The organism is Pseudomonas sp. C9 (assembly GCF_002000165.1).
Lineage (GTDB): Bacteria > Pseudomonadota > Gammaproteobacteria > Pseudomonadales > Pseudomonadaceae > Aquipseudomonas.
This window is the reverse complement of record NZ_MPAK01000001.1, coordinates 1,672,678-1,695,054: the sequence shown is the minus strand read 5'-3', so window position 1 is coordinate 1,695,054 and position 22,377 is coordinate 1,672,678. Positions and strand designations below refer to the sequence as shown.

At 59.4% G+C, this 22,377-nt stretch carries 20 protein-coding genes, 1 tRNA gene, 1 pseudogene and 1 riboswitch; of the genes and pseudogenes, 3 read left to right on the top strand and 19 right to left on the bottom strand.

The features are described from left to right. Window positions 1-72: 72 nt before the first annotated feature. The 16 genes and pseudogenes from BMS17_RS08030 to BMS17_RS07955 form a co-directional block, all read right to left on the bottom strand. The gene (locus tag BMS17_RS08030) at window positions 73-342 is read right to left on the bottom strand and encodes a hypothetical protein (protein WP_046029454.1); all 270 of its coding nucleotides are present in this window, start codon (window positions 340-342) and stop codon (window positions 73-75) included. Window positions 343-883: 541 nt separating this feature from the next. Continuing rightward, window positions 884-1,249 (bottom strand): hypothetical protein, encoded by a 366-nt coding sequence (locus BMS17_RS08025; protein WP_046029456.1) that lies wholly within the window; start codon window positions 1,247-1,249, stop codon window positions 884-886. Continuing rightward, window positions 1,234-2,016, bottom strand: coding sequence for a hypothetical protein (locus tag BMS17_RS08020; protein WP_077430746.1), 783 nt, complete (start codon window positions 2,014-2,016; stop codon window positions 1,234-1,236). Before BMS17_RS08020 ends, BMS17_RS08025 begins: the two co-directional genes overlap by 16 nt. Window positions 2,017-2,026: 10 nt before the next feature. Then, window positions 2,027-2,573: pseudogene (locus BMS17_RS08015) on the bottom strand (PAAR domain-containing protein). Window positions 2,574-2,866: 293 nt separating this feature from the next. Next, window positions 2,867-2,940, bottom strand: a tRNA-Gly gene (locus BMS17_RS08010). 169 nt (window positions 2,941-3,109) lie between these two features. Next, on the bottom strand, window positions 3,110-3,994 hold the full coding sequence (locus BMS17_RS08005; RefSeq protein ID WP_046029459.1) for an alpha/beta fold hydrolase: 885 nt from the start codon (window positions 3,992-3,994) through the stop codon (window positions 3,110-3,112). Window positions 3,995-4,305: 311 nt separating this feature from the next. Beyond that, window positions 4,306-4,998 carry a pseudouridine synthase gene (locus tag BMS17_RS08000; RefSeq protein ID WP_077430745.1) on the bottom strand — a complete coding sequence of 231 codons (693 nt, stop codon included), beginning with the start codon at window positions 4,996-4,998 and terminating at the stop codon, window positions 4,306-4,308. A 57-nt stretch (window positions 4,999-5,055) separates the two neighbouring features. Continuing rightward, window positions 5,056-5,250 carry a cysteine-rich CWC family protein gene (locus tag BMS17_RS07995; protein WP_046029463.1) on the bottom strand — a complete coding sequence of 65 codons (195 nt, stop codon included), beginning with the start codon at window positions 5,248-5,250 and terminating at the stop codon, window positions 5,056-5,058. 5 nt (window positions 5,251-5,255) lie between these two features. Next, entirely contained in the window at window positions 5,256-6,743 is a 1,488-nt protein-coding gene (locus tag BMS17_RS07990) for a sensor domain-containing diguanylate cyclase (RefSeq protein ID WP_077430744.1), read from the bottom strand. A 214-nt stretch (window positions 6,744-6,957) separates the two neighbouring features. Then, entirely contained in the window at window positions 6,958-8,730 is a 1,773-nt protein-coding gene (gene atzF / locus BMS17_RS07985; protein ID WP_046029467.1) for an allophanate hydrolase, read from the bottom strand. 25 nt (window positions 8,731-8,755) lie between these two features. Continuing rightward, the gene (gene uca / locus BMS17_RS07980) at window positions 8,756-12,382 is read right to left on the bottom strand and encodes an urea carboxylase (protein ID WP_077430743.1); all 3,627 of its coding nucleotides are present in this window, start codon (window positions 12,380-12,382) and stop codon (window positions 8,756-8,758) included. Window positions 12,383-12,684: 302 nt separating this feature from the next. After that, entirely contained in the window at window positions 12,685-13,326 is a 642-nt protein-coding gene (locus tag BMS17_RS07975) for an urea amidolyase associated protein UAAP2 (protein WP_077430742.1), read from the bottom strand. Between the two features lie 11 nt (window positions 13,327-13,337). Further along, entirely contained in the window at window positions 13,338-14,063 is a 726-nt protein-coding gene (locus tag BMS17_RS07970; RefSeq protein ID WP_046029472.1) for an urea amidolyase associated protein UAAP1, read from the bottom strand. Between the two features lie 12 nt (window positions 14,064-14,075). After that, entirely contained in the window at window positions 14,076-14,864 is a 789-nt protein-coding gene (locus BMS17_RS07965; RefSeq protein ID WP_077430741.1) for an ABC transporter ATP-binding protein, read from the bottom strand. Beyond that, window positions 14,861-15,676 carry an ABC transporter permease gene (locus BMS17_RS07960; RefSeq protein WP_046029475.1) on the bottom strand — a complete coding sequence of 272 codons (816 nt, stop codon included), beginning with the start codon at window positions 15,674-15,676 and terminating at the stop codon, window positions 14,861-14,863. Before BMS17_RS07960 ends, BMS17_RS07965 begins: the two co-directional genes overlap by 4 nt. Before the next feature lie 16 nt (window positions 15,677-15,692). Then, entirely contained in the window at window positions 15,693-16,760 is a 1,068-nt protein-coding gene (locus BMS17_RS07955) for a putative urea ABC transporter substrate-binding protein (protein ID WP_046029476.1), read from the bottom strand. A 62-nt stretch (window positions 16,761-16,822) separates the two neighbouring features. Further along, a riboswitch (guanidine-I (ykkC/yxkD leader) is annotated at window positions 16,823-16,922 on the bottom strand. A gap of 283 nt (window positions 16,923-17,205) precedes the next feature. Here BMS17_RS07955 and BMS17_RS07945 point away from each other — a divergent pair. Both BMS17_RS07945 and BMS17_RS30635 read left to right on the top strand, forming a co-directional pair. Continuing rightward, on the top strand, window positions 17,206-17,463 hold the full coding sequence (locus BMS17_RS07945) for a hypothetical protein (protein ID WP_077430740.1): 258 nt from the start codon (window positions 17,206-17,208) through the stop codon (window positions 17,461-17,463). Window positions 17,464-17,631: 168 nt separating this feature from the next. Beyond that, complete coding sequence (locus BMS17_RS30635; RefSeq protein WP_077430739.1) at window positions 17,632-18,078, top strand: hypothetical protein; 447 nt, start codon at window positions 17,632-17,634, stop codon at window positions 18,076-18,078. A 51-nt stretch (window positions 18,079-18,129) separates the two neighbouring features. On the opposite strand, the gene BMS17_RS07935 is transcribed toward BMS17_RS30635, so the two are convergent. Continuing rightward, window positions 18,130-19,242 (bottom strand): enoyl-CoA hydratase/isomerase family protein, encoded by a 1,113-nt coding sequence (locus BMS17_RS07935; RefSeq protein WP_077430738.1) that lies wholly within the window; start codon window positions 19,240-19,242, stop codon window positions 18,130-18,132. Window positions 19,243-19,374: 132 nt separating this feature from the next. Here BMS17_RS07935 and ung point away from each other — a divergent pair, with 132 nt between their 5' ends. Continuing rightward, the gene (gene ung, locus BMS17_RS07930) at window positions 19,375-20,067 is read left to right on the top strand and encodes a uracil-DNA glycosylase (protein WP_077430737.1); all 693 of its coding nucleotides are present in this window, start codon (window positions 19,375-19,377) and stop codon (window positions 20,065-20,067) included. Between the two features lie 28 nt (window positions 20,068-20,095). Here the strand turns inward: ung and BMS17_RS07925 are convergent, their stop codons facing one another. Both BMS17_RS07925 and BMS17_RS07920 read right to left on the bottom strand, forming a co-directional pair. Beyond that, entirely contained in the window at window positions 20,096-20,983 is an 888-nt protein-coding gene (locus BMS17_RS07925; RefSeq protein ID WP_046029485.1) for a hypothetical protein, read from the bottom strand. Next, window positions 20,980-22,356 carry an AAA family ATPase gene (locus BMS17_RS07920; RefSeq protein WP_052961881.1) on the bottom strand — a complete coding sequence of 459 codons (1,377 nt, stop codon included), beginning with the start codon at window positions 22,354-22,356 and terminating at the stop codon, window positions 20,980-20,982. The genes BMS17_RS07925 and BMS17_RS07920 overlap by 4 nt, the downstream gene beginning before the upstream one ends. Window positions 22,357-22,377 lie beyond the last annotated feature (21 nt).

Below are 22,377 nucleotides of genomic sequence, written 5' to 3'. Positions count from 1 at the left end.
TCATCGCCCTCCTTTAACTGGCTGTCAGGCCATGAAAGGCAAAGGGCGCCCCGAAAGGCGCCCGGTATCACCTCAGGACGGTTCGGCATCCATGCGTCGAGCGATAACGTCCAGCACATCGCAACCGTCGCGCAAGGGCACGCAGCAGAGCAATGCAAAGTCGCTGAGGATGACCGCGTCGGTGGTGATGTCGCCTCGCATGGCGAGGTTTTCGAGGATCTGCGTCACGGCTCGTATTCTGTAGCTGGCCGTGCTGAGCAGTGAGTGCAGCGGTTGGGTGGTGTTGACGAAGAGGGAGGGCAGATCGTCGGCGTTGCTGGTTAGAGCCATATATTCTTTCAAGATTGATCACCATGATAGGAGGAAGACCTACCACTCAATCGTCGCCAAACAATAGGGTGGTAGCTGTACGCGGGTTGGCGAACCGGGCCATGGTAAAACCGGCAGACCCTAAGGTCTCCCACGCACAGCCACCAAAAATGAGGTAGCAACGTACGTTCAAAAGCGCTCCGAGAAATTCTCGGAGGCTCCTGTACCAAGGCATCGAGTCGCCAAACCCGATACGCCATTTGGGCGCGCTCGGACTATAGGCCTCGTGACAAAGGCACAGCAATGCGCAAGTGTACGGACAATTCCCAGCGTCGTGTAGGACGTTGCCTTTTCGGAAATTGGCCACTTTCGTGCCATCAGGGAATTGGGTGATCGACGCGTGATTGGGCAGACGTTGACTGCTTTGTTCAGGATGAAGAATCAGCGTTTCACTAAATCCCGCCCACAAAAAAACCGGCCACACAGGACCGGTTTTTTCGTTATGGTCGCCCGTCAGGCAACAGCAGGGAACAAACTCTCATAAGGAATTCGTAATTCATTCTTAGGGGGGCAGTTACTGGAAACGATGAAATTTCATGAGCTCCTTCCAGATGTAACCGTAGCTGTAGCGTAGCCATGCCACTTTTAACTGGTCGAAGCGACGTCGAAACCAACTGTGTTCTCGCGCTTTGAGTTCTTTGGCTATTTCCTCTAGTAACCATTCATCCTTAAAACCACTCCAAACAGGAGGGACGGGCGTTTCAAGGTTGCTGAAGCAGACAGGCGCGACCTCTGAGTACAAGATTTCTTCAACGTCCTTTGGGTCATAGCCTCGAATTCGTTCTGCGATAGAGGCGTAGTCGACAGTGCTGTCTACAAAGGCCTCTGCCAGCGCGATCTGGATGTTCGCTCGTTCCGTAGGCGTCAGAATATGTCCCAATGGGCCAGCTCCTCTAGCTCTGCGTCGAACGTGTCAGCCGCGACCCCGCCGGCGATGCCGCCGACAACGCTACCGATGAGAACTACGGCGATTGCGCAGGCCGGAGCTCCAGGACCACAAAGAGCGGATATGCCCAAGCCCGCCAAAAACCCACCTGCCGCACCACCACCCAGGATCGTGGCTTGACGCGCCGTTTCCTTGGCCTTGTCATCAGCGTTCAGTATTTGGTAGGTGGCCAGCACCGCCGTCAAGATGATGCCAACCTTGCCCATGACAGACATGATTTTTGTGCCAGAAGTGAACTTGGCATTGGCACTGCCGGACCGCTCCAGAGCTCTGTACAAGACCTCTTTCTGTTGAGCCTTAGAAAGTTGTTCGTAGTTCTTGTGGAACTGGGTTTGAGATTTTTCGTTCAGGATGTCGCTGTGTGTTCGGCCGGCCTTTTTCTTTTTTTGCACGATGGCCAAACCCTGTGCAGAGGTCAGCTTGCGGTGTTCGAACATGATTTTGTTGCGCATCTCATTGCTGAACTTTGTCGCGTCCTCGACGCTGATATTGCCAGCTCTCACCTCAGCGAATATCTGCTGTGACATTCGTCGAATATTGCTCTCGTAGCTTGCGCGGATGCGTTCGTCCTTGATGGCATCGATGGAAAAACGACTGGCCGCCCCCTCCATGCCTGCAACCGCCATCTCAAGGGGAGACCGGTCGAGCGTATGTTCGCTTTTAACAACATAACTTCCGGTTACCAGGTTCGGTTCCGTCACTAGAATATCCTTATCCCAAAATGTCGTTCAGCAGTCCGTCGATACCTGCGGTTGTGCAGGTGTTTTCGTGTTGGGCAAATGCCAAGGTATGGCATGCCTTTCCGGTGGGGTTGGAAAATTTGACCGAGTTGTTTGCGTCAAAGACGCCGGGCATGGAAGACCCATCGTCAAAGTGAGCCGTGCAAGCAAACCCTTCGTAGCTTTCTTCTGCGGGAATCTTAAAGCCGATCCAGTTGCCGTGAATGACCATGGGCATAGGAGGAATAAAGGGGGCAGGGGTATGGGAGCTTCCGATGATGACCGTGCCCGAACCGCCGATCACGACATCGCCATGATGTGCCGACAGTACCGACCAGCGCGGCATTTTTGCCGTTGATTAACACTGTGCCGGACACTTCTGAAGCTAACGCACTACCGCAGGTGCAGGTGTCACCTTTGCGAGCGGCTGCAAGGCCGTCGAAGAACACATCAGGAGAGCCAGAGGCGATAGCTTTGGAGCCGTGCCCCGGCATGGGACAACTGGTTGGGTCGGTGATACGTGCAGCTGGCTTTGCCATGCTTGACTCCCTGTCAACGAATTTAACGGGGACGACTGTATCAGACCTACTCTGAGAAATGGCTCGCGAAGATGTCAGCAAGGTCATGCCTGGGGCATGCGGCGGGAGTTGATAAGCCAGAGATGCACAACCATGCTTATTCAGCTGTGGAAAATTGGGGACTGATCTATTTATCAATGATTGGCCAAGTTGACCACATACCCGAGTCCACCAAACCCCAGACATAAAAAAACCGGCCATCAAGGCCGGTTTTTTATCCCCCGTCAAAAAACGACGTGAGACTGAAATCTGAGTGGAGCGGGTGAAGGGAATCGAACCCTCGTTATCAGCTTGGGAAGCTGGAGTAATGCCATTATACGACACCCGCTCAGAGCGGCTGACTTTGTACCAGATGTGCGCACGGATTTGAAGTTTTTCTTTATGCACGCTGCATTTAGCACCCACGAAACGACAACACGGTCTATCGCGGGCAAGCCTCGCGCCTACAGGACTGCATTCAACGCTGTAGGGCGGGGCGTGCTCGCGAGGACGCTGTTTCAGATAGCCAGTGCATGGTGGTCCTGAACGTAGTGGTAACGCGGTCGGCTTTCATGCTGTGCCGGTTTCAGGAACCCCATCAGTGCATTGCGGCTGTCTCGGCAGGCGGCTTTGTGTTCCATGTCGAGAAAGTGGCCGGTCGCTTCCAGGGTCGTGAAGGTGGCGTGTTGCACATGGTTGGCGAACAATCGCGCGCCATCGGCGGCGGTGTATTCGTCCCATTCGCCGTTCATGAACAGCACCGGCACGTTGATTTTCTCCGCGGCCTTCAGAAAGCACTGGCGATCACTGTGCAGCAGGTCGCTGATGTGGAAGTGCATCTGCCCGTATTCATGATCGGCCAGGCTGCTGACGTGCCGATAGTTGAAGCGCTTGAACAGAGTCGGCAAGTGTTTACCGATGGTGCTGTTCACCAGGGTGCCGACCCGGTCGCCGTCCCGGCTGCCGAGGTAATCGACGCCGCGCTCGAGGTAGTCGAGCATGTGCGCGTTGATCTCCGGGGAGAACGAGCTGATTACGGCTTTTTCGATCCGTCGTGGCCGGTGGGCGAGGGCGACCAGGGTCGCGGCACCGCCCCAGGAAAACGACAGAACGTGTTCGGCGCCGAAGTGGTCGATCAGCTCTAGGAGGATCTGCCCTTCGACTTCCTTGGTCAGCAATTTCTCGTGCAGGTTGTGGGCCTTGGACTTGCCCGCGTAGGGCTGGTCGTAGCAAACCACGTTGAATTGCGGATGAAGGTTTTTCACGGTTTGTGCAAACGACGCAGTCGTGGCCATCGAGCCGTTGACCAGAATAATGGTCTTCTCTGCGGCGTCTGCGCGATAGAACTCCGTGTAAACCCGATACTGACCTTGTATATCCAGCACAGCGATTTCTGGCCTCATGTCATAAGACTCCTGGCAAGCGGGTATGCGCGCAAATGAGATTGCACGAGCTTTGTGACAGGTAGGCATACGCCTGGAATTTGGAGGCCCATGTCGATCCATGCAGCAGGTCGACGGGTATTATTATTGGCGGGCAGTCTGTCGGTCTGAGGCGGAACCTGAGGGTTCTCTAACCGGCAAAAAGTTTCTTAGAGGTATGTTGTGACTCGTCAGTCACATTTCGGCTGACGACCTGATTCAAGCAGGGGAGGCGGCATCGCGCAAGTGTCTTTCGTAAATTGTTCGACAACTTCTGCTGAGCGGTTGCCTGCTTAGATCAAATGAATCTCTTCGGTGCGCAATGGGCGGTACTCGCCCGGTTTTAGCGCATTGTCCAGCTCCAGCGGGCCCATGCGCTCGCGGTGCAGGCGTAGCACCTTGTTGTCGAAGTGGCCAAACATGCGCTTCACCTGGTGATAGCGACCTTCAATAATGCTAAGGCGCGCCGACTTCGGCCCCAACAGCTCTAACCCGGCGGGTTGAGTGGTGAGGTCCTCGAAAGCGAAATACAGCCCTTCTGTGAATTTCAACGCATATTCCGGGCCGATCTCCTGCTCGGTCTCGACGTAATAAACCTTGGGCAGTTTGGTCTGCGGTTGGGTCAGGCGTCGTGACCAGCTGCCGTCATTGGTGATCAGCATCAGGCCGGTGGTGTTGAAATCCAGGCGACCGGCGATGTGCAACTCATCCTTGTCGGGCTCGTGAATCAGGTCGAGGACTGTCGGGTGTTCCGGGTCGCGGGTGGCGCTGACGCAGCCGGCGGGCTTGTGCAGCATGAAGTGGCGCAGCGGCTTGCCGGCTTGCAGCACGTCGTCGTCCACTTCAACACGACTGAATTCGCGGACGTCGGCGTGCGGGTCGCTGACGATGTTTCCGTCGATCCGCACGCGCTTTTCCACCAGCAACAGGCGCACCTGCTTACGGTTGAAGCACGGCAGATTGCTGAGGAAACGGTCAACGCGCATGGCAAGGGATCGGTGGGAAAAGGGTCGCGTATCTTACGTGATCGGCCGGAGGCCTGCTTACAGCTGTGCCTCGACCTGCGCGCAGCGTGGGCACAGGCAGGAGGCGTCGCGCAGTTCGGCCGGCAGTGCTTCGAGCACGGCCGGGTCGATGCTGACGCCGTAGCACCAACAGGCGCGATCAGCGGTTCGCGGGTCGGCCAGGCTGCAGTCGTTGGAGGCGCCGCAGGCCGGGCAGTGTTCAGGCCGGTTCATAAAGGTCATTCATAGCTGGAGTGAGACATTTCCACGCAGGTGCGATTACGGCCCGATTGCTTGGCGCGATACATCGCATGATCGGCTCGTGAGAGCAGGGTGTGCAAGGTGTCATCCGGCTGCAACGTGGTCAAGCCGATGCTGACGGACAGCTGCAAGGCTTGATCGTTGTAGGCATAACGTTGTGTTTCGACATGCTGGCGAATTTTCTCGGCGATCATCAGGCCGGTCTCACCGTCGGTGTCCTTGAGCAGCACGATAAATTCTTCACCGCCCCAGCGGCAGACGATGTCGGAATGGCGCAGACAGCTCTCCAGATCCCGCGCGAAGCCGATCAGCACCTGATCGCCGGCCAGATGCCCGTAGGTGTCGTTCAACACCTTGAAGTGGTCCAGATCCAGCAGCAGCGCGGTTAGCGGTTTCGGCTCGCGCTGGGCTTCATGCATGGCCTGTGCAGCCAACAGATCAAAGCCTCGACGGTTTGGCAGTTCAGTCAGTGTGTCGAGGGTGGCCTGGGCCTGGATCTTGCCCTGAAAACGCTTGATTACCCGGTTCAGCAGGGCCAGCACAATCAGCGTGACGAGCAGGCAGATCAGCAGGTTGAGGTACAGCGACTGGCGGATTTCACTGAGGGCGCCGTCTTCGCGTTTGTCGACGAACAGGTACCAATTCAGCTCCGGAATGAAGCGCACATTGAGGAAATGTCCCTGGCCCTGAACGGAATATTCGTAGCTGCCGCTGTGGGGTTTGGGCAATTGGCTGACCAGGCTTTTCATGCTGTCGAGCTCGCTGAGGCTCTGCCCGATGTGTGCACCTTGTGGGCCACCCTCGGCGCCAGTGAGCACCAGGCGCCCGAAGTTGTCGACGAAATACACGCTGCGCTGGTAGCGCTGCTGGTACTTGTCGATCAGCTTGATCACCGCATCGACCGTCAGGCCGACACCCGCCGCGCCGATGAAACGGTCGTTGTAGTCGTAGACCTTGTAGTTGATGAAGAAGGTCAGGTTGTCCTTGTTGGCCATGTCCGGGTCGACATTGATTTCGTAAGGCTCGGCCATGTCCCGCACGCGAAAATACCAAGTGTCACGGGGTTCGGTGGCCTTGATCTGTTTGAGCACGCCTTTGGCGTGGTAGTAGGTCAGCGTGCTGTTGGAAATGAAGAACGAGGTGTAGGCGCCGTAGTGCGTCATGACTTCGTTGAGGTAACGAGTCATTTTCTCGGGATCGTGCTCGCCGTTCACCACCCAGTCCCGCATGAAGGTGTCGCGGGACATCATCGAGGAAATCAGGATCGGTCTGACCAGGTCTTTCTGGATTTCCGAGTAGACCGTGTCCGATGTCAGCGGCAGTTCAGTGTTGACGATGTTGTCGCGAATCGACGCGCGAGAGGCGTAGTAACTGAGGAAGGACGTGGCAAGAAACCCGGCGCCCAGCAGCGCGATCAGCGTGAGGACCAACGAACGTTGAGAATACAGAGGCGAGCGGGGCGACATGACACTTCCGTGGGCAATGGTCCAAAGCAGGCATTCTAATGGCACCGCCGGGAAATAACTGCTCTATGTCGAACGCGAATGATCGCTCACGGGCCTCAACGGAATGATCGTTCCCACGCTCTGCGTGGGAATGCCGCCCCGGACGCTCTGCGTCCCTTTGCGAGCGTGACGCGGAGCGTCACAGCATGCATTCCCACGCAGAGCATGGGGACGATCATTGAGCGAGATAAGCTCGCCATCCGCCAAGATGGCTGATATCGGTGGCACCTTCCAACCCATACGCCTCACAGATAAACCCGCTCTCCCATCGCCCATCCGCCAGTTGCACCTTGCCCAACCCCAGCGGCGCCGGAATTCCGGTCAAAAACGAGCCCAATTCACTGCTTGGCAGTTCCCAGACTTCCACCGCAATCGCCACGCCACCGGACTTTACGCGAACCATCCCCGGACGAAATGGCGGGCCACCGGCCAGCGCATACAGTTGATAGTCCGGCGAACTGTAAGTCGTCTCGATCAACCGCGCCCCGCGCCGCTTCAATTGCCAGTTCAACGCCAACCCGTCCAGGTGCGCACCACACACCACCAACCGCGCCCGGTCATTGCGCGCAACGGTTGTTGGCGTGGGCGCCGTCACACCGTGCTGACGCTGGAACGCATCCGCCACGCTCAACAAGTACTGATCGGTGAACGCCCGACCAAACAGGGTCACGCCCCACGGCAGGCCATTGCCCATGAAACCGCTGGGCACGGCGACAGCGGCGTAATCGAGCAGGTTCATGAAGTTGGTGTAGTAACCCAATTCCGAATTGCGCAGCACCGGTTCGGCGTCCAGTTGCGCCCGTGTCACCGGGCGGCCGATGGTCGGTGTGACCACGCAATCGAGGTCTGCCAGTGCGGTGTCGCACAGCGCCTTCAAGGCTTGCAGGCGATACTGGGCGCGGAAGGTTTGCACGCCCGTCACCGCCGGAGCCTTGGCCAGCACCGCACGGATCACCGGCAGCACCGCTTCCGGGTTTTGTTCCATCAATTCGCCGGCCACGCTGTAACGCTCGGCCACCCACGGCCCTTCGTAAAGCAGACGTGCGGCTTCGAGAAACGGCGACAGGTCCAGTTCGACGGCTTCACCGCCCAAAGCCTTGAGTTGGTCGATGGCATCACCGAACAACAGCGGGCCTTCGGGGCAACCGAAGAACTCCAGATCTTGCGCACGGGGTACGCCAAAGCGGAACGGGCGCGGTGTGCCGAATGCCGCGCCGTCATTCCATTGCGGGTTGCTGCGGCTGTATTCATCGCGCGGGTCGAGGTGTGCCGTGAGCGCGAGCAATTGGCTGGCTTCGCGAGCGGTCGCGGTGAAGGTCGTGACGCAATCGAGCGTGCGACAGGCCGGCACCACACCCGCCGTGGAGATCAAACCTTTGGTGGCTTTCAGGCCCACCAGATTGTTCAAACCTGCCGGTACACGCCCCGATCCTGCGGTGTCGGTGCCCAAGGAAAAACTCGCCACGCCCAGCGCCACCGCCAGCGAAGACCCGGCGCTGGAACCGCCCGACGGATACTCCGGCAACACACTGTTGGGGCACGCGCCATACGGCGAGCGACTGCCGTTGAGGCCGGTGGCGAACTGGTCGAGGTTGGTCTTGCCCAACGGGATCGCCCCCAGCGCCAACAACTGTTCGACGATGGTCGCCGAACGCTCGGGCACGTAAGCAAACTCCGGGCACGCCGCCGTGGTGGGAATGCCCGCCAGGTCGATGTTGTCCTTGATTGCAAACGGCACGCCGTACAGCGGCAGGCTGTCGATGCTGTGGCCGTCGAGGGCGGCGAGGTACGGCTCCAGTTCTTCAATACTGAGCAAATGGATGAACAGGTGATAGTCCGGGTTCAGCGCCGCCGCTTTATCGCGCAGGCTCAGCAGCAATTGCCGGGGCGTGAGGGTCCCGTCGCTGTAAGCGCTGCGCAGGGCGTCGAGTTGCAGATTGATGTTCATGGCGTTAATCCTTTTCGAAATGGGTTCAGTCGAGTTCCAGCACCACGACGCGCTGCCCGGCACGTACCGCCGAGCCCGGTTGCAAACGAATCTCGCGCACCACGCCGGCCATGGGGGCCAGCAGTGGGATTTCCATCTTCATCGACTCCAGAATCACCAGCACGTCACCGACGGCCACGCGGCTGCCGGTTTGCACCTGAACCTGCCAGAGGTTGCCGGCGATGTGGCTGTCGACGCTTTGTTGACCGTTGGCCAGTGGCGCATCTTCGGTGGTTTCGGCGACCCGTTCTTCGCTGTCGAAGTGCGCCTGGCCGCTGGCAATCCAGCGCTCGCGCTCGGCGTTGAACGCGCCTTTTTGCTGATCACGAAACGCAGCAATGGTGTCGGCTTCTTTGCTCAGGAATGCCTGGTAATCCGCGAGGTTCAACTGGCAGTGCTCGATGTTCAGATCGAAACGACCGAGGGGGAAATCCCGGCGGATGCGCAGCAGTTCATCGGCGCTCACCGGGTAGAAACGGATCTGGTCGAAGAAGCGCAACAGCCATGGTTTGCCGTCGAACGCGGCGACTTCGCGGTAGCGGTTCCACATCTGCAACGTGCGACCGACAAACTGATAACCGCCGGGGCCTTCCATGCCGTAGACGCACATATAGGCGCCCCCGATGCCCACCGAGTTTTCCGCGGTCCAGGTGCGGGCCGGGTTGTATTTGGTGGTCACCAGGCGATGACGCGGGTCGAGCGGTGTGGCGACCGGCGCGCCGAGGTAGACGTCGCCCAGGCCCATCACCAGGTAACTGGCGTCGAACACCGTGCGCTGCACTTCATCGAGGTTGGGCAGGTCGTTGATGCGGCGGATGAACTCCAGATTGCTCGGGCACCACGGCGCGTCCTTGCGCACGGTGGTCATGTATTTTTCGATCGCCAACTGACAGGCCGGGTCATCCCAGGACAGCGGCAGATGGACAATGCGCGACGGCACTTGCAGGTCCTTGGCGGCGCACACGGCGTCCCATTCACCGGCGACGATACCGAGCAGGTCGGCCAGCGGCAGTTGCTCGGGTTGGTAGTGCACTTGCAGCGAGCGGATGCCCGGCGTGAGGTCGATCACGCTGGGCAGGTGTTTGCTTTCCAGCGCTTGCATGAGGGCGTGGGCGCGGAAACGCAGGACGAGGTCGAGTTCGGGGGCGCCGATTTCCAGTAGTAGATGAGTATCCCCAGAAAGACGCGCCACTAACCGCGTATCCCCCTGACCAATATCCAATACCACAGGCGACATAAGACTCTGTGGGAGCTGGCTTGCCAGCGATGAAGTTGAAGCGGTGTCTGGACGGGCCCCATCGCTGGCAAGCCAGCTCCCACAGGTATTCCACTTGCAGGCGAGATTGCGGGCGGTTTTGATATCGACCGGGATGAACTGAACCTTGTCTCCAGCCTTCAATTGCCCCAACTGCCAAAGGTCCGCCTCGATCACCGTCACCGGGCACACAAACCCACCCAGGCTCGGGCCATCCGGGCCGAGGATGACCGGCATGTCCCCAGTGAAATCCACTGCGCCGATGGCATACGGATTGTCATGAATATTCGACGGATGCAGACCCGCTTCACCGCCGTCGGCGCGCACCCATTCAGGCTTCGGCCCGATCAACCGCACACCCGTGCGGCTGGAGTTGAAGTGCACTTCCCATTGGGTCGAGAAGAACGTGCCGATGTAGCGTTCGGTGAAGTATTCCGGTGCGCCATGCGGGCCGTAGATCACGCGGATTTGCCGCACCGCGGGCAACTCAGCGATTTCAGGTAGTTCCGCACCGACACTACGGTCGCTCAACGTTGGCACATGCAACACGTCACCGGCGCGCAAGGCGCGACCACCATGCCCGCCAAACTGACCGAGGGTGAAGGTGCTTTTGCTGCCCAGGTAATCCGGAACCTGCAGGCCACCGCGCACGCACAGATAGCTGCGGGCGCCGGCGCCGGCCATCGTGCCGAGGCTCAACGTGGCACCGGCCGGAATCAACAGCGCGGTGTACATCGCGACAGTTTCGCCGTTCAACGTCAGCGGGATAACCGCGCCGGTGACCGCCACCACCGCATCACAGTTGAAGCGCAGCAACGGCCCGGTCATGGTGATTTCGAGGGCGGCGGCACCTTCTTCGTTACCCAATAGGAGATTGCCCAGACGCAATGCGCGACTGTCCATCGGGCCCGACGGCGGCACGCCCACCGCCCAATAGCCGAGGCGACCGGGATAGTCTTGAACGCTGGTCTGGGTCCCGGCGCTCAACACTTCAAAAGTGTTGGCCTGATAGCTCAGGCCTTCCAGGCAACGCGTCCACGGTTGGCCACTGGCGAACGGCGCATCCAGCAGAATCTGGCGCAGGTAATCGCGGTTGGTTTCCACGCCATACAGCAGGCTGTCGCTCAATGCCTGATGCAGATCGGCGCGTGCTTCTTCGCGGGTCGGCGCCCAACTGATGACCTTGGCGATCATCGGGTCGAAGTACGGCGGGATCTCGCAACCGGCCTCGACCCAGGTGTCGATGCGCAGTTGAATGCCGTTGGCGGCCGGGAAATTCACCGCGGTGAGCAAGCCCGGGCTGGGCTGGAAATCGCGTCCCGGGTCCTCGGCATACAGACGTGCCTGAATCGCGTGCCCCTCGGCTCTCAACCCTTGGCTCAACTCACGCAGCGGCGGTAGATCACCGGCGGCGAGTTCGACCATCCAGCGCACCAGATCGACGCCCCAGACCTGTTCAGTAACGCCGTGCTCGACCTGCAAACGGGTGTTCACTTCAAGAAAGTAGAAGCGCTGATCTTCGCTGTCGAAGACAAATTCCACGGTGCCGGCGCTGCGGTAGTTCACCGCTTTCGCCAGTTTGATCGCCGCTGCGCACAGGTCGTCGGCCATGCCTTCCGGCAGGTTCGGCGCCGGGGTTTCTTCGAGGACTTTCTGGTTGCGGCGCTGCACCGAGCAGTCGCGCACGCCGAGGGCAATCACCTCGCCGCGACCATCACCGAACACCTGGACTTCAAGGTGCCGCGCACGCTGGATGTACTTCTCGATGAACACGCCGGCATCGCTGAAGTTGTTCTGGCCGAGGCGTTTCACCGCTTCGAAAGATTCGCTCAGTTCCGCAGCGCTGCGGCACACGCGCATGCCGATACCGCCACCGCCGGCAGTGCTTTTGAGCATCACCGGGTAGCCAACCTGTTCGCCGGCGATCAGGGCTGCGTCGAGGCTGTCGAGCAGTTCGGTGCCTTCGAGCATCGGCACACCGTGTTGTTTGGCCAGGGCGCGGGCGGTGTGCTTGAGGCCGAACACGCGCAGCTGTTCGGGTGTGGGGCCGATGAAGGCAATGTTGGCGTCTTCACAGGCCTGGGCAAACGCGGCGTTTTCCGAGAGGAAACCGTAGCCGGGATGAATTGCCGTGGCGCCGGTGGTTTTGGCGATGGCGAGGATCTTGTCGACCGCTAGGTAGGTGCCGGCCGCCGCGCCTTCACCGAGGCTGTGGGCTTCATCGGCTTGCAGGATGTGCAGGCTGGCCGCATCGGCCTCGGAGTAAACGGCGACGCCTTTAACCTGCAATTCACGCAGGGTGCGCAGGATGCGGCAGGCGATGGCGCCACGGTTGGCAATCAGGACTTTTTCGAACATGGCATAACCCCCGGAGGCGATAGCGCATCAGCCTCGACCTGGGATGCGGGCCGTCCCGCAGTTTTTCGAGATGCATCCGGGCCGTCCCGGATGAAAAATCAGATTTCTCAAACGCCGCCGTCCCCTTGTAGGAGCGAGCCGGCTCGCGATAGCGGTGGGTCAGTCGACATCAATATCGAATGTGCTGGCCCCTTCGCGGGCAAGCCCGCTCCCACAGGTTCGGCGGTGTCAGGGTTGTTTCAGGCACTGGCCTGAGCGGGCCTGGCACAGGGCAAACAGCCACCGCCGCAGCTTCAACAATTTCAGTTCCATACCAGCAGCTCCGCAGGGGTCGGGTTGTAGGCGTTGCACGGGTTGTTCAGTTGCGGGCAGTTGGAAATCAGCACGATCACGTCCATCTCGGCCCGCAGGTCGACGTACTTGCCCGGCGCCGAAATGCCGTCTTCAAAGGTCAGCCCGCCGTCCGCCGTGACCGGCACGTTCATGAAGAAGTTGATGTTCGGCCCGATGTCACCCTTGCCCAGTCGCCCGTCGTGGACGCAGGCACGCAGGTAGTTGTCGCGGCAGCTGTGCATGTAGCGTTTTTCCAGGGCGTAGCGCACGGTGTTGCTCTCTTGCGCGCAGGCGCCGCCGAGGGTGTCGTGACGGCCGCAGGTGTCGGCGACGATGGTCAGCATCGGTTTGCCGAGGTTGGAATACAGCACGCTGCCGGTGCTCAGGTACACGCTGTTTTGCCGACGCAGCGTGCGTTGCACGTCGTAGCGTTCCTTGGGATTGGCGACGCTGTAGAACAAGGTGTCGACGGCCTGGTTGCCTTCCAGGTCGAGGATGCGCAAGGTCTGTCCGGCCTTGACCTCCATCAGCCACGGTTCGCCGGCGGGGATGGTGGCGCGGTAGATCGCGGTGTCGGGTTCGTTATGAACGGTAGCGATTGCGAGTGACATGGCAGCGATCCTCAGGCGAACAAACGGTCGGTGTTGATGAAGCCGCGCTCGTTTTCCGGGCGCGAGGTGCGGCAGTGTTCGGCAACGCTGGCGTCGGCGTTCATCCAGCTGAGCTTCAGCGGTTTTGGCGCGTATTCAGGCGATGGGTCCATCGGGTGTTGCAGGGCCGTGAGCACCACCAATGTGTCCATCGGCGCGTACAACTCGATGTAGTCGCCGGCCTGTGAGTTGCCCTCGACGAAGTGGAAGCGCCCGGCTTCGTCGACGTCGACGCGGCTGAACAGGTTGAGGGTCATCAGCAAATCCGACAGGCCCAATCCCCACTTGCCGAGTTCCACCAGCAGGTTGTCAGTGCCGTTGCGGAAGAAGCCGTTGCGCAGTTCCTGATAGCGCCCCGCGCCGTATTTTTCGGCGACTTCTTCAGCGCAGAGCACACCGCCGAGGCTGTCGCTCCAGCCGCAGGTGTCGGCAGTGATGGCGGCCAGTACGCGGCCCATGTCCGAGTACAGGCAATGGCCGCGAGTGAGCTTGGCAGTGTGTTGGCATTTGAGGCTGTCGGGGAGGTTCAGGCGTTCGGTTTTTTCGTTGGCGTTGAGCAGCGTCAGGCTGACGTTGGCCCCGCCGCGCAGATCGGTCAGGCGCAGCAGTTGGCCGCGTTTCAACACGAACGAACGGTGGCCGCCACCGGGCAGCAATTCTTCGGCGAAGGGCGTGAACAGTAAGGTCGAATCAGTCATTTGCAGATTCCTCTAAGCGGTACGAAGCGTGCCTGCCAGCGGCATCGGCAGGGCGTCGACGGCGGCGCGGGTGGCGCGGCGGTCGCTGTTCAAAGGGATGTCGTAGGTGATGCGTGCGCCATAGGCACCGGGGGCGTGCGGGTCGATGCGGACCTTGTCGAACACCAGCAGGCGCGTGCCGAGGCTGAAGCCTTCGGACAGGTCGTGGGTGACCATGAACACCGTCAGTTGCGTCTCGCGCCACAGCTCCAGCAGCAAGGCGTGCATGTCTTTGCGGATGCCCGGATCGAGTGCGCCGAAGGGTTCGTCGAGCAGCAACACGCGCGGTTTCATGATCAGCGCCTGGGCGATGGCCAACCGTTGTTGCATGCCTCCGGACAATTGCGCCGGGTATTTGTCCAGCGAATGACCGAGGCCGACTTTGTGCAGCAACACCGCGGCCTGTTCCCGAGCGTCACGTTTGGCGCTGCCAAACAGGCGTCCGAGCAGGGGCGAGCGCGGCAGTTCGAGGCCGAGGATGACGTTGTCCAGCACCGTTAAATGCGGGAACACCGAGTAGCGCTGGAACACCACGCCACGGCTCGAATCCGGCTCGCCGGCCAGGGCTTGGCCGTCGAGCAGAATCTCGCCGCGACTGGCGCGTTCCTGGCCGAGCAACAGGCGCAAGAAGGTCGATTTGCCGCAACCGGAGGCGCCCACGAGGGTGCAGAATTCACCCTCGTTGACGTTGAGGTGCAGGCCTTCGAGCACCACCTGATCGGCGTATTGCTGCCAGACGTTTTTCACCGTGATGAAGCTCATGCGCGTGCTCCTTCATACCAAGGGAACGCACGCTGGGTCAGGCGCTTGAGGCCCCAGTCCATCAGCCAGGCGAGGAGGGTGATCCACACCACGTAAGGCAGGATCACGTCCATCGCCAGGTAACGGCGCACCAGGAAAATCCGATAGCCGAGGCCGTCGGTGGAGGCGATGGCTTCGGCGGCGATCAGGAACAACCACGCCGAGCCGAGCATCAGCCGCATCGAGATCAGCAGGCGCGGCAACAGTTGCGGCAGCACCACGCGCAGCATCAGGGTCCAGGTCGAGGCGCCAAGGGTCTGGGCCTTGATCAGCAACTCCACGGGAATTTCCCGGGCGCGCTGTTCCAGATCACGGGCCAGGGCCGGGGTGATGCCGATCACGATCAGCATCACTTTCGACAATTCCCCCAGCCCGAAGACGATGAACAGAATCGGCAGGATGGCCAGCGGTGGCACCATCGACAGCACCGTCAACAACGGTGACAACGGCGCGCCGAACAGCGGCAGGGTCCCGGCCGCCATGCCCAGGCACAGCCCGGCCAGGGCGCTGATACCGAGGCCGATGGCCAACCGACGCAGGCTGGAGGCGCTGTCCTGCCAGAGCAGGTATTCGCCGGTTCGTGCATCGGCCACGAAGGCCAGGCGCTTCACTGCATCGGTCATCTGCACGGCGCTGGGCAGCAGCTTGTCGTTGGGGTTGTCCGTCAGCCGCTCGGCCGAGCCCATGAAGTAGGCGAACAGCACCAGAGCGAACGGCAGGATCACCAACAACAGGCGGCTCGGACGATCCGGATGGCGATTGATCAGGCGCATGGCCAGCTCCTCGTGATTACAGCTTGGCGTCGGCAGCCATCTGCACGTAGGTCGGGTCGAAACGCAGCTTGAGGTTGCCCTTGTCGCCGCTGGTCACGCCATTGGCGAACGCCATGCCGACGGCACTGGTGTCCTTGGCGCCTTCGCCGAGCAAGCCGTGCTGGAACGAAAACTCGGCGACTTTGCGCATGGTTTCCGGCAGTTGTTTGCTGGTGGAGAAGTCCAGGGCCTCTTTGGGCGTGGCGAACAATTTGGTGGTGTCGAGTTGCGCCTGGAAACCGGTCAGGTCAGTGCCCGAGGCTTTGGCCATGTGTTCGAGTGCGGTTTTGCTGGCGGCGTTTTTCGCGTTCATCAACTCGACGACTTCAAACCAGGCACCGGTCAGCGCTTTGCCCAGGGCCGGGTTGTCTTTGAGCGTGGCGCTGTTGACCACCATCATGTCCATGATTTCGCCGGGGATCTGGCTGGAGTTGAAGACTTCGGTCACGGCAGGCTTGGCCTTGATGTCCGAGAGCATCGGGTTCCAGGTGGTGACGGCGTTGACCTGTTCGGTGTTGAACGCGGCGGAAATGTCGGCGTCGGAGGTGTTGACCACTTTCAGGTCTTTCTCGGTGAGGTCCACCGAATCCAGCGCCCGGGCCAGCAGGTAGTGGGAAACCGACAGCTCCACCAGGTTGACGTCCATGCCCTTGAGGTCGGTGACTTTCTTGCCGTCACCCTTGAGCACGATGCCGTCGTTGCCGTTGGAGAAGTCGCTGACGATCAGCGCGGTGCTGTCGACGCCGCCCGCGGCCGGAATGGTCAGCGCGTCCATGTTGGTCATGGTGCAACCGTCGAACTGGCCGGCAGTGTATTGATTGATGGATTCGACGTAGTCATTGAGCTGCACCACATCGATCTTGATGCCGTACTTCTTCGCCCATTTGTCGACGATGCCTTGGCTGCCGGCGTATTCCCAGGGCATCCAGCCGGCATAGATTGTCCAGCACACGCTGAAATGGTCTTTCGGGGCAGCCTGGGACGAGACGCTCACGAGGGCGGCAAAGGCCGCGGCGAGCAGGGCGGGGAAACGTAGCTGGGACATGGGTGGTTCTCCAGTTGATCGAGGGCGGGCAGGAGTCAACGCGGCACCGCGAACGGTGGCTTGTCTCCCGGGCTTTTGTCCCGCCGTGTAACCTCAACTGGAGGTCGCCAACTCTCGGACCAGTCACTCGCTCAGCGAGCCGGAACCCTAGTCAGCCATTGCAAATTGTGGTGCCGCGAACCTGTAATGAACTCCTGCACGCAGTTGCTAAAGCGAGAGGCGTGCCAACTCGTCTTGAGCGCTCTAACGTGGGGGATGGCGCGTAGCCGCGTCGGAAAAGAGGCTTACGGTTGCCTTGTGATGGTGCGCGATTGCACCGCAATGGGACGCATCGCCCGCTGATCTGAAGGATTTTGCGGCACAGCACTTGATGGCGGATTCTCAGTCAAAAGCAGTGTCAGCCGGCCATTGTCGGCTGCTGTCCAGGGTCTTTTCGGAGGCCGTCATGCTGCGTCGAATCGTGTTCTATGTGTTGCTCGGTCTGGGGGTGTCTGGCTGCTACTACTACGCAGACCCTTACGATGCGTACTCCGCACCTTATTACTACCCCGGTTATTACGCGCCTTACTACTACTCGCCTTACTACAACCACGGCTATTACGGCCCGCGTTATTACGGGGGTTATCGCTACTACAACCACGGCTATCACGGCGGTCACGGCTCGCGTTATTACGGCGGTGGATATCACGGCGGGCACCATTAATCAGGGTGTGAATAGATGAAAAACCTTTCATCGGACAGATGTTTCAATCTGTTTCGTGAACGCACCAGATTCAGGAAACGGAGGTCTGATCTTTCGACAGTCACCGAATAATTGACTGCCGCCTGCCAGCGTCGCTGGTACGGCTCACTCGCGGTCCAGGAGGCCGCCATGCTCTGTCGAAAACAGCTCCGCCAAATTCTGCTGATTGCTTTATCGGGATTGTCTCTTGGTGCGTGCGTGCCCTATTCCGATGGAGGAGACAGCTACTATTCAGATGGTTATACCTCGCCTGCACCCGCCTATTACGCTGGTGGCAGTTCCTACTATTCAGGTGGCGGTGGTTATTACTCGCCACCGCCCCGGTACTACGCGCCCCCCGCGCGGTATTACCAGCCAACACCGCGTTATTACTATCAGCCGCGCGTCTATCAACCGGCCCCGCGCTATTACCAATCCCGGAGCTATTACCGGTCTCATCAGAATCAGGGCTGGGACGGTCATCATCGAAGTGGCTGGAACAATGGCAGCCGAGGAGGCTGGGATAATGACAATCGAGGGGGTGGACGCCATCACGACGGGCGCGGCGATCACATGGGCCGAGGCGGCAACCGGTAATCGCTCAAACAAAAGCGGCGCATCAAGCGCCGCTTTTTTTATGCCCGGATTTCAGTATTCCGACAAATCCGCCAACGGGTGCCGTCCTTCCCAGACTTTATGAAAGTGCGCCTGCACCACGGCATCCGGCACGTTGTTGATGTCCGGCCAGTGCCAGTGCGGTTTCTGATCCTTGTCGATCAACCGTGCGCGCACGCCCTCGCTGAACTCCGGATGTCGGCAGCAGTTGAGGCTCATGGTGTATTCCATCTGAAAAACCTGAGCCAGCGACAGGTGCCGGGCCCGGGCGATTTGCTCCCAGACCAGATGAGCGGTCAGCGGCGAGCCTTCACTCATGGTTTTTGCGGCACGATTGAGCAGCAGGTCGGAGCTGTCGCGTTGCAGGCTGATGGCTTTCCAGGCGCAACTCACATCACTGACGTCCAAAAGTTCGTCGATGCGCTGGCGCCGCGGTAGCCACTGGGCTTCGGGCAGTTGCGCAACCGCTTCTTGCTGCAAGGCCTTGAGCAAACTGTTGAGCTGCATCGGCGTCTGTTCCTGCCAGTTCAATTGCAGCAACCCTTCGATCAGCTCCTCCTGTTGTTCATCGAGCAGGAAGCGGTCGGCCAGGTCCAGGTCGATTGCATCGCGCCCGTTCATATGGGCGCCGGTCAGGCCCAGAAACAATCCGAGCTTGCCGGGCAGCCGCGACAGGAACCAACTGGCGCCGACGTCCGGGTACAAGCCGATGCTGATCTCGGGCATCGCCAGCCGACTGCTTGGCGTGACAATGCGGATACTCGCACCCTGCAACAGCCCCATCCCGCCGCCGAGCACATAACCATGGCCCCAGCAGATCAACGGTTTCGGGTAGGTGTGCAGTTTGAAGTCCAGGCGATATTCCGCCGCAAAGAAGTGCGCGGCCAGCGGTGGCACCTCCCCGGGATGGGCGCGACAGGCCTCCACCAGGCTGCGCACTTCACCGCCGGCACAGAATGCCTTGGCGCCGTTGCCACGCATCAACACGCAGACAACTTGCGGGTCTTTGGCCCAGACGTCCATTTGATCGCGCAGGGCGTTGATCATCGGCAGGGACAGGGCGTTGAGGGATTTTTCGGCATCGAGGCTGGCGACGCCGATGCGAGCGCCGTCGGTGCCAGTGAGTTCTTCGAAGTGCAGATTCATCGTGACCTCGATCGGGAATTTGAGGGTTAAGTATGATCGCTGTGTGGGAAAGTGCCGGATGTGCGTCAGATCAATTGACAAGCGTGATGGGCTTTCCTAGGGTTCGCCCCATTGTTTTTGCCGGATGTAACCATGACTGCTGACGACCGTATCAAACTCGAACCGAGCTGGAAGGAGGCACTGCGTGCCGAATTCGACCAGCCCTACATGGCAGAGTTGCGTAATTTCCTGCAACAGGAGCGCGCGGCGGGCAAGGAGATCTATCCACCGGGCCCGATGATTTTCAACGCACTCAACTCTACGCCGCTGGACAAGGTCAAGGTCGTCATCCTCGGTCAGGACCCGTATCACGGCCCGGGCCAGGCGCACGGCTTGTGCTTCTCGGTGCAACCGGGTGTGCCGTCGCCGCCGTCGCTGGTAAACATCTACAAGGAATTGAAACGCGACCTGAACATCGATATTCCCAACCATGGCTATTTGCAGAGCTGGGCCGACCAAGGCGTGCTGATGCTCAACACCACCATGACCGTGGAGCGCGCCAACGCTAACGCGCACAAGGACAAGGGCTGGCAGTTTTTCACGGACCGGATCATTGAAGTGGTCAGCCAGCAGCAACCGCACCTGGTGTTCATGCTGTGGGGCGCTCATGCCCAGAGCAAACAGAAGCTGATCGATGCCACCAAGCATCTGGTGCTGACCTCGGTGCACCCGTCACCGCTGTCGGCCTATCGCGGTTTTCTCGGATGTGGACACTTCAGCCGCACCAACAAGTTTCTTGAGCAGAATGGCGAGACGCCGATTGAGTGGCGGTTGCCGCCAGTTTGAGAGGTTTCGGTTTCGCGTAGGCAATAAATCAGGGCGTCAGCGGTTGTTTTGTTAACAGCGCCTTGATGATGAATCTGGCCATTGTTTCCGCCACTGGATAATCGGTTTGACTGAGTAAAAAAAAGGCGGACACACATGAACTGAATGCACTTTCAGGGCTGCACATCAATGCGATTGTGTCGTCATACATTTGCTTGTCTTGCGGGACGTTTCTCGACATTTGCAGTGCTAGCCAACATGTCCTGATTTCTTCGGCCCGGCGTGAAGTGAGGTCCTCATGGTTAAGCTGAAAGAACTCGATGTTGGTGACTGCACGTTCATAGGCGGGGCCGGAGTTGTGTTTCGGAACGGCTAGCACGCCATTGAAGGTGATGATGTCTTGAGGGTCGTCGGCGTCGGTCATTGAAACCGGATAGAGCAACAGCGCCGACTCATCCTGCATGTCCGCCGGATCGCCGTTCTGAGTGTCGCGATTGCCGCGAATCGGAAAGTAGCTCGACTTGAGCGTGGAGTTGCAGCGGGTGCAGGCAATGGCATAGTTCAAGTGATGGTAAGCGAGCTTGTAATACCCGACTTTGCTGCCTGCACCAGTCGTCCAGGCAGGTTTGAATTTTTTCCAGTGCTCGACGTTGTGATTGGGCCAGGTCTTGACTTCGCTTTTGGGGCGATAGTGTTCCACTTCATGGACTTTGCTCGCCAATACCGCGCCTTGAAGCTTGGTCTCGCAGTACGCGCATTTTTCGTGCTGCAGCGTAATGTAGACCTGTTTGATTTCTCCCCAGAAGTCCGAGTCATCGGTATAGCCGCCCGCATCGACGTAGTGCTGGGTTCGCTGCTGGGCACGACCCAACCAGTTCGGTTTTTTGCCGTTGATTAATGCAATCAGCTCAGCTTCCGAAATGGGGTAACGGATCATTCTTTGGACTCTGCCTGCTTACTGCGCTGCGGTTGAGCAACAACTTCAGGCTTGGCTTTGACAGCGCGCGGGCGTCGAACACGAGCAGTGGCCACTTGGACCTTTTGCGGTTTTGCCATGTCTTCGAAGGACATGCCTTCGGCGAGCACTCTCAGGTAGTCGACAGAGGCTTTAACATTGCCCGACACCGCTCGGCGAGCCAGTTCGTTGAGCTTATCCGCCACGGGCGCCGCCCGAGTGCTATCAAGGCCGAAGTAGGGCGACAGCAGAATTTGCTCGGCGCTTTTTCCACGCACATGTTCGGGCAGCCGCTTGACAATGGTCGAGCCGTTTTCCTCTGCCAGCACAAACAGGTTTTGCGACATCAATGAGCCGACGACCAACGGACTATGGGTCGTCAGGATGAACTGAACGTTCGGGAGTGCCTTGGCCAGTGTGGGCACTACGCTGCGCTGCCATTCGGGATGCAGGTGCAGATCGATTTCATCGACCATGATCACGCCGCGCATTTCTCTCAGTTTCAAGCCACTGGCGATACCTTTACAGACGTGGAACAGCATGTCGCCGATCCAGCCGATATAGGCCCTGTACCCATCAGACAAGGCGCGGAAGGGCAGAACGATGCCGTTCATTTCGAACAAGTGTTCACGGCCCGTTGGTTGCGTTTGAATTTGGCAGGCCGGTGGCAGCAGTTCATTGATCAGATTGATAACTTGCTTGTAACGGCCCTTGTTTTCCACGGAAAAGGCCGGCAGCCAGTAAGACAGCGGCATGAGCGTCAGGTGGTCTTCGAAAAGGCCTGCAACGCGTTCGTAACGACGTAGACGGGATCGGGTTCGGGCACTTTCATCCACCCGTGCGGATGCTTCCACACGGCGGGTAGCTCCATATCCGACAATGAAAAAGGCCGGGCTTTTTTCATCGAGCTGCATCGCCTCGATCGTTTCATCCGCGCTCTTTGGCGACATATGCCAGCTCATCCGCTCTACCGAGCTGACCGTGCGGACTTCGGTACTCACTGAAAACGTTTCGGGCATGAGGTCCGTCGCAGCTTTCAGCGGTCGTTCTTCTACGGTCGAGATGATGTCGGCGGTCAGAATGGCTGTGTTTTTCTTGAGGTTGACCTTACCGGCGATCTTCGCCGGAGCACGCCGGATCAAGCCTTCAGGTACAAAACCAGAGTTGCCGCTCAGCAACGGTCCGAGTACCGCAAGTGCAACAGCTTTTAGAATGCTGGTCTTGCCGAGACCATTGTCCCCCAGCAATACGTTGACGTTAGGGTATTGGAGGTCTTTGGTGCCCGGCAGATTGAATTCAAGGGTGGCCTTCTCGAAAGACCGCAAGTTTTCTATCTGTAGTTTGCTGATGTGCATCTAATCACCTCTCCCGAAGCA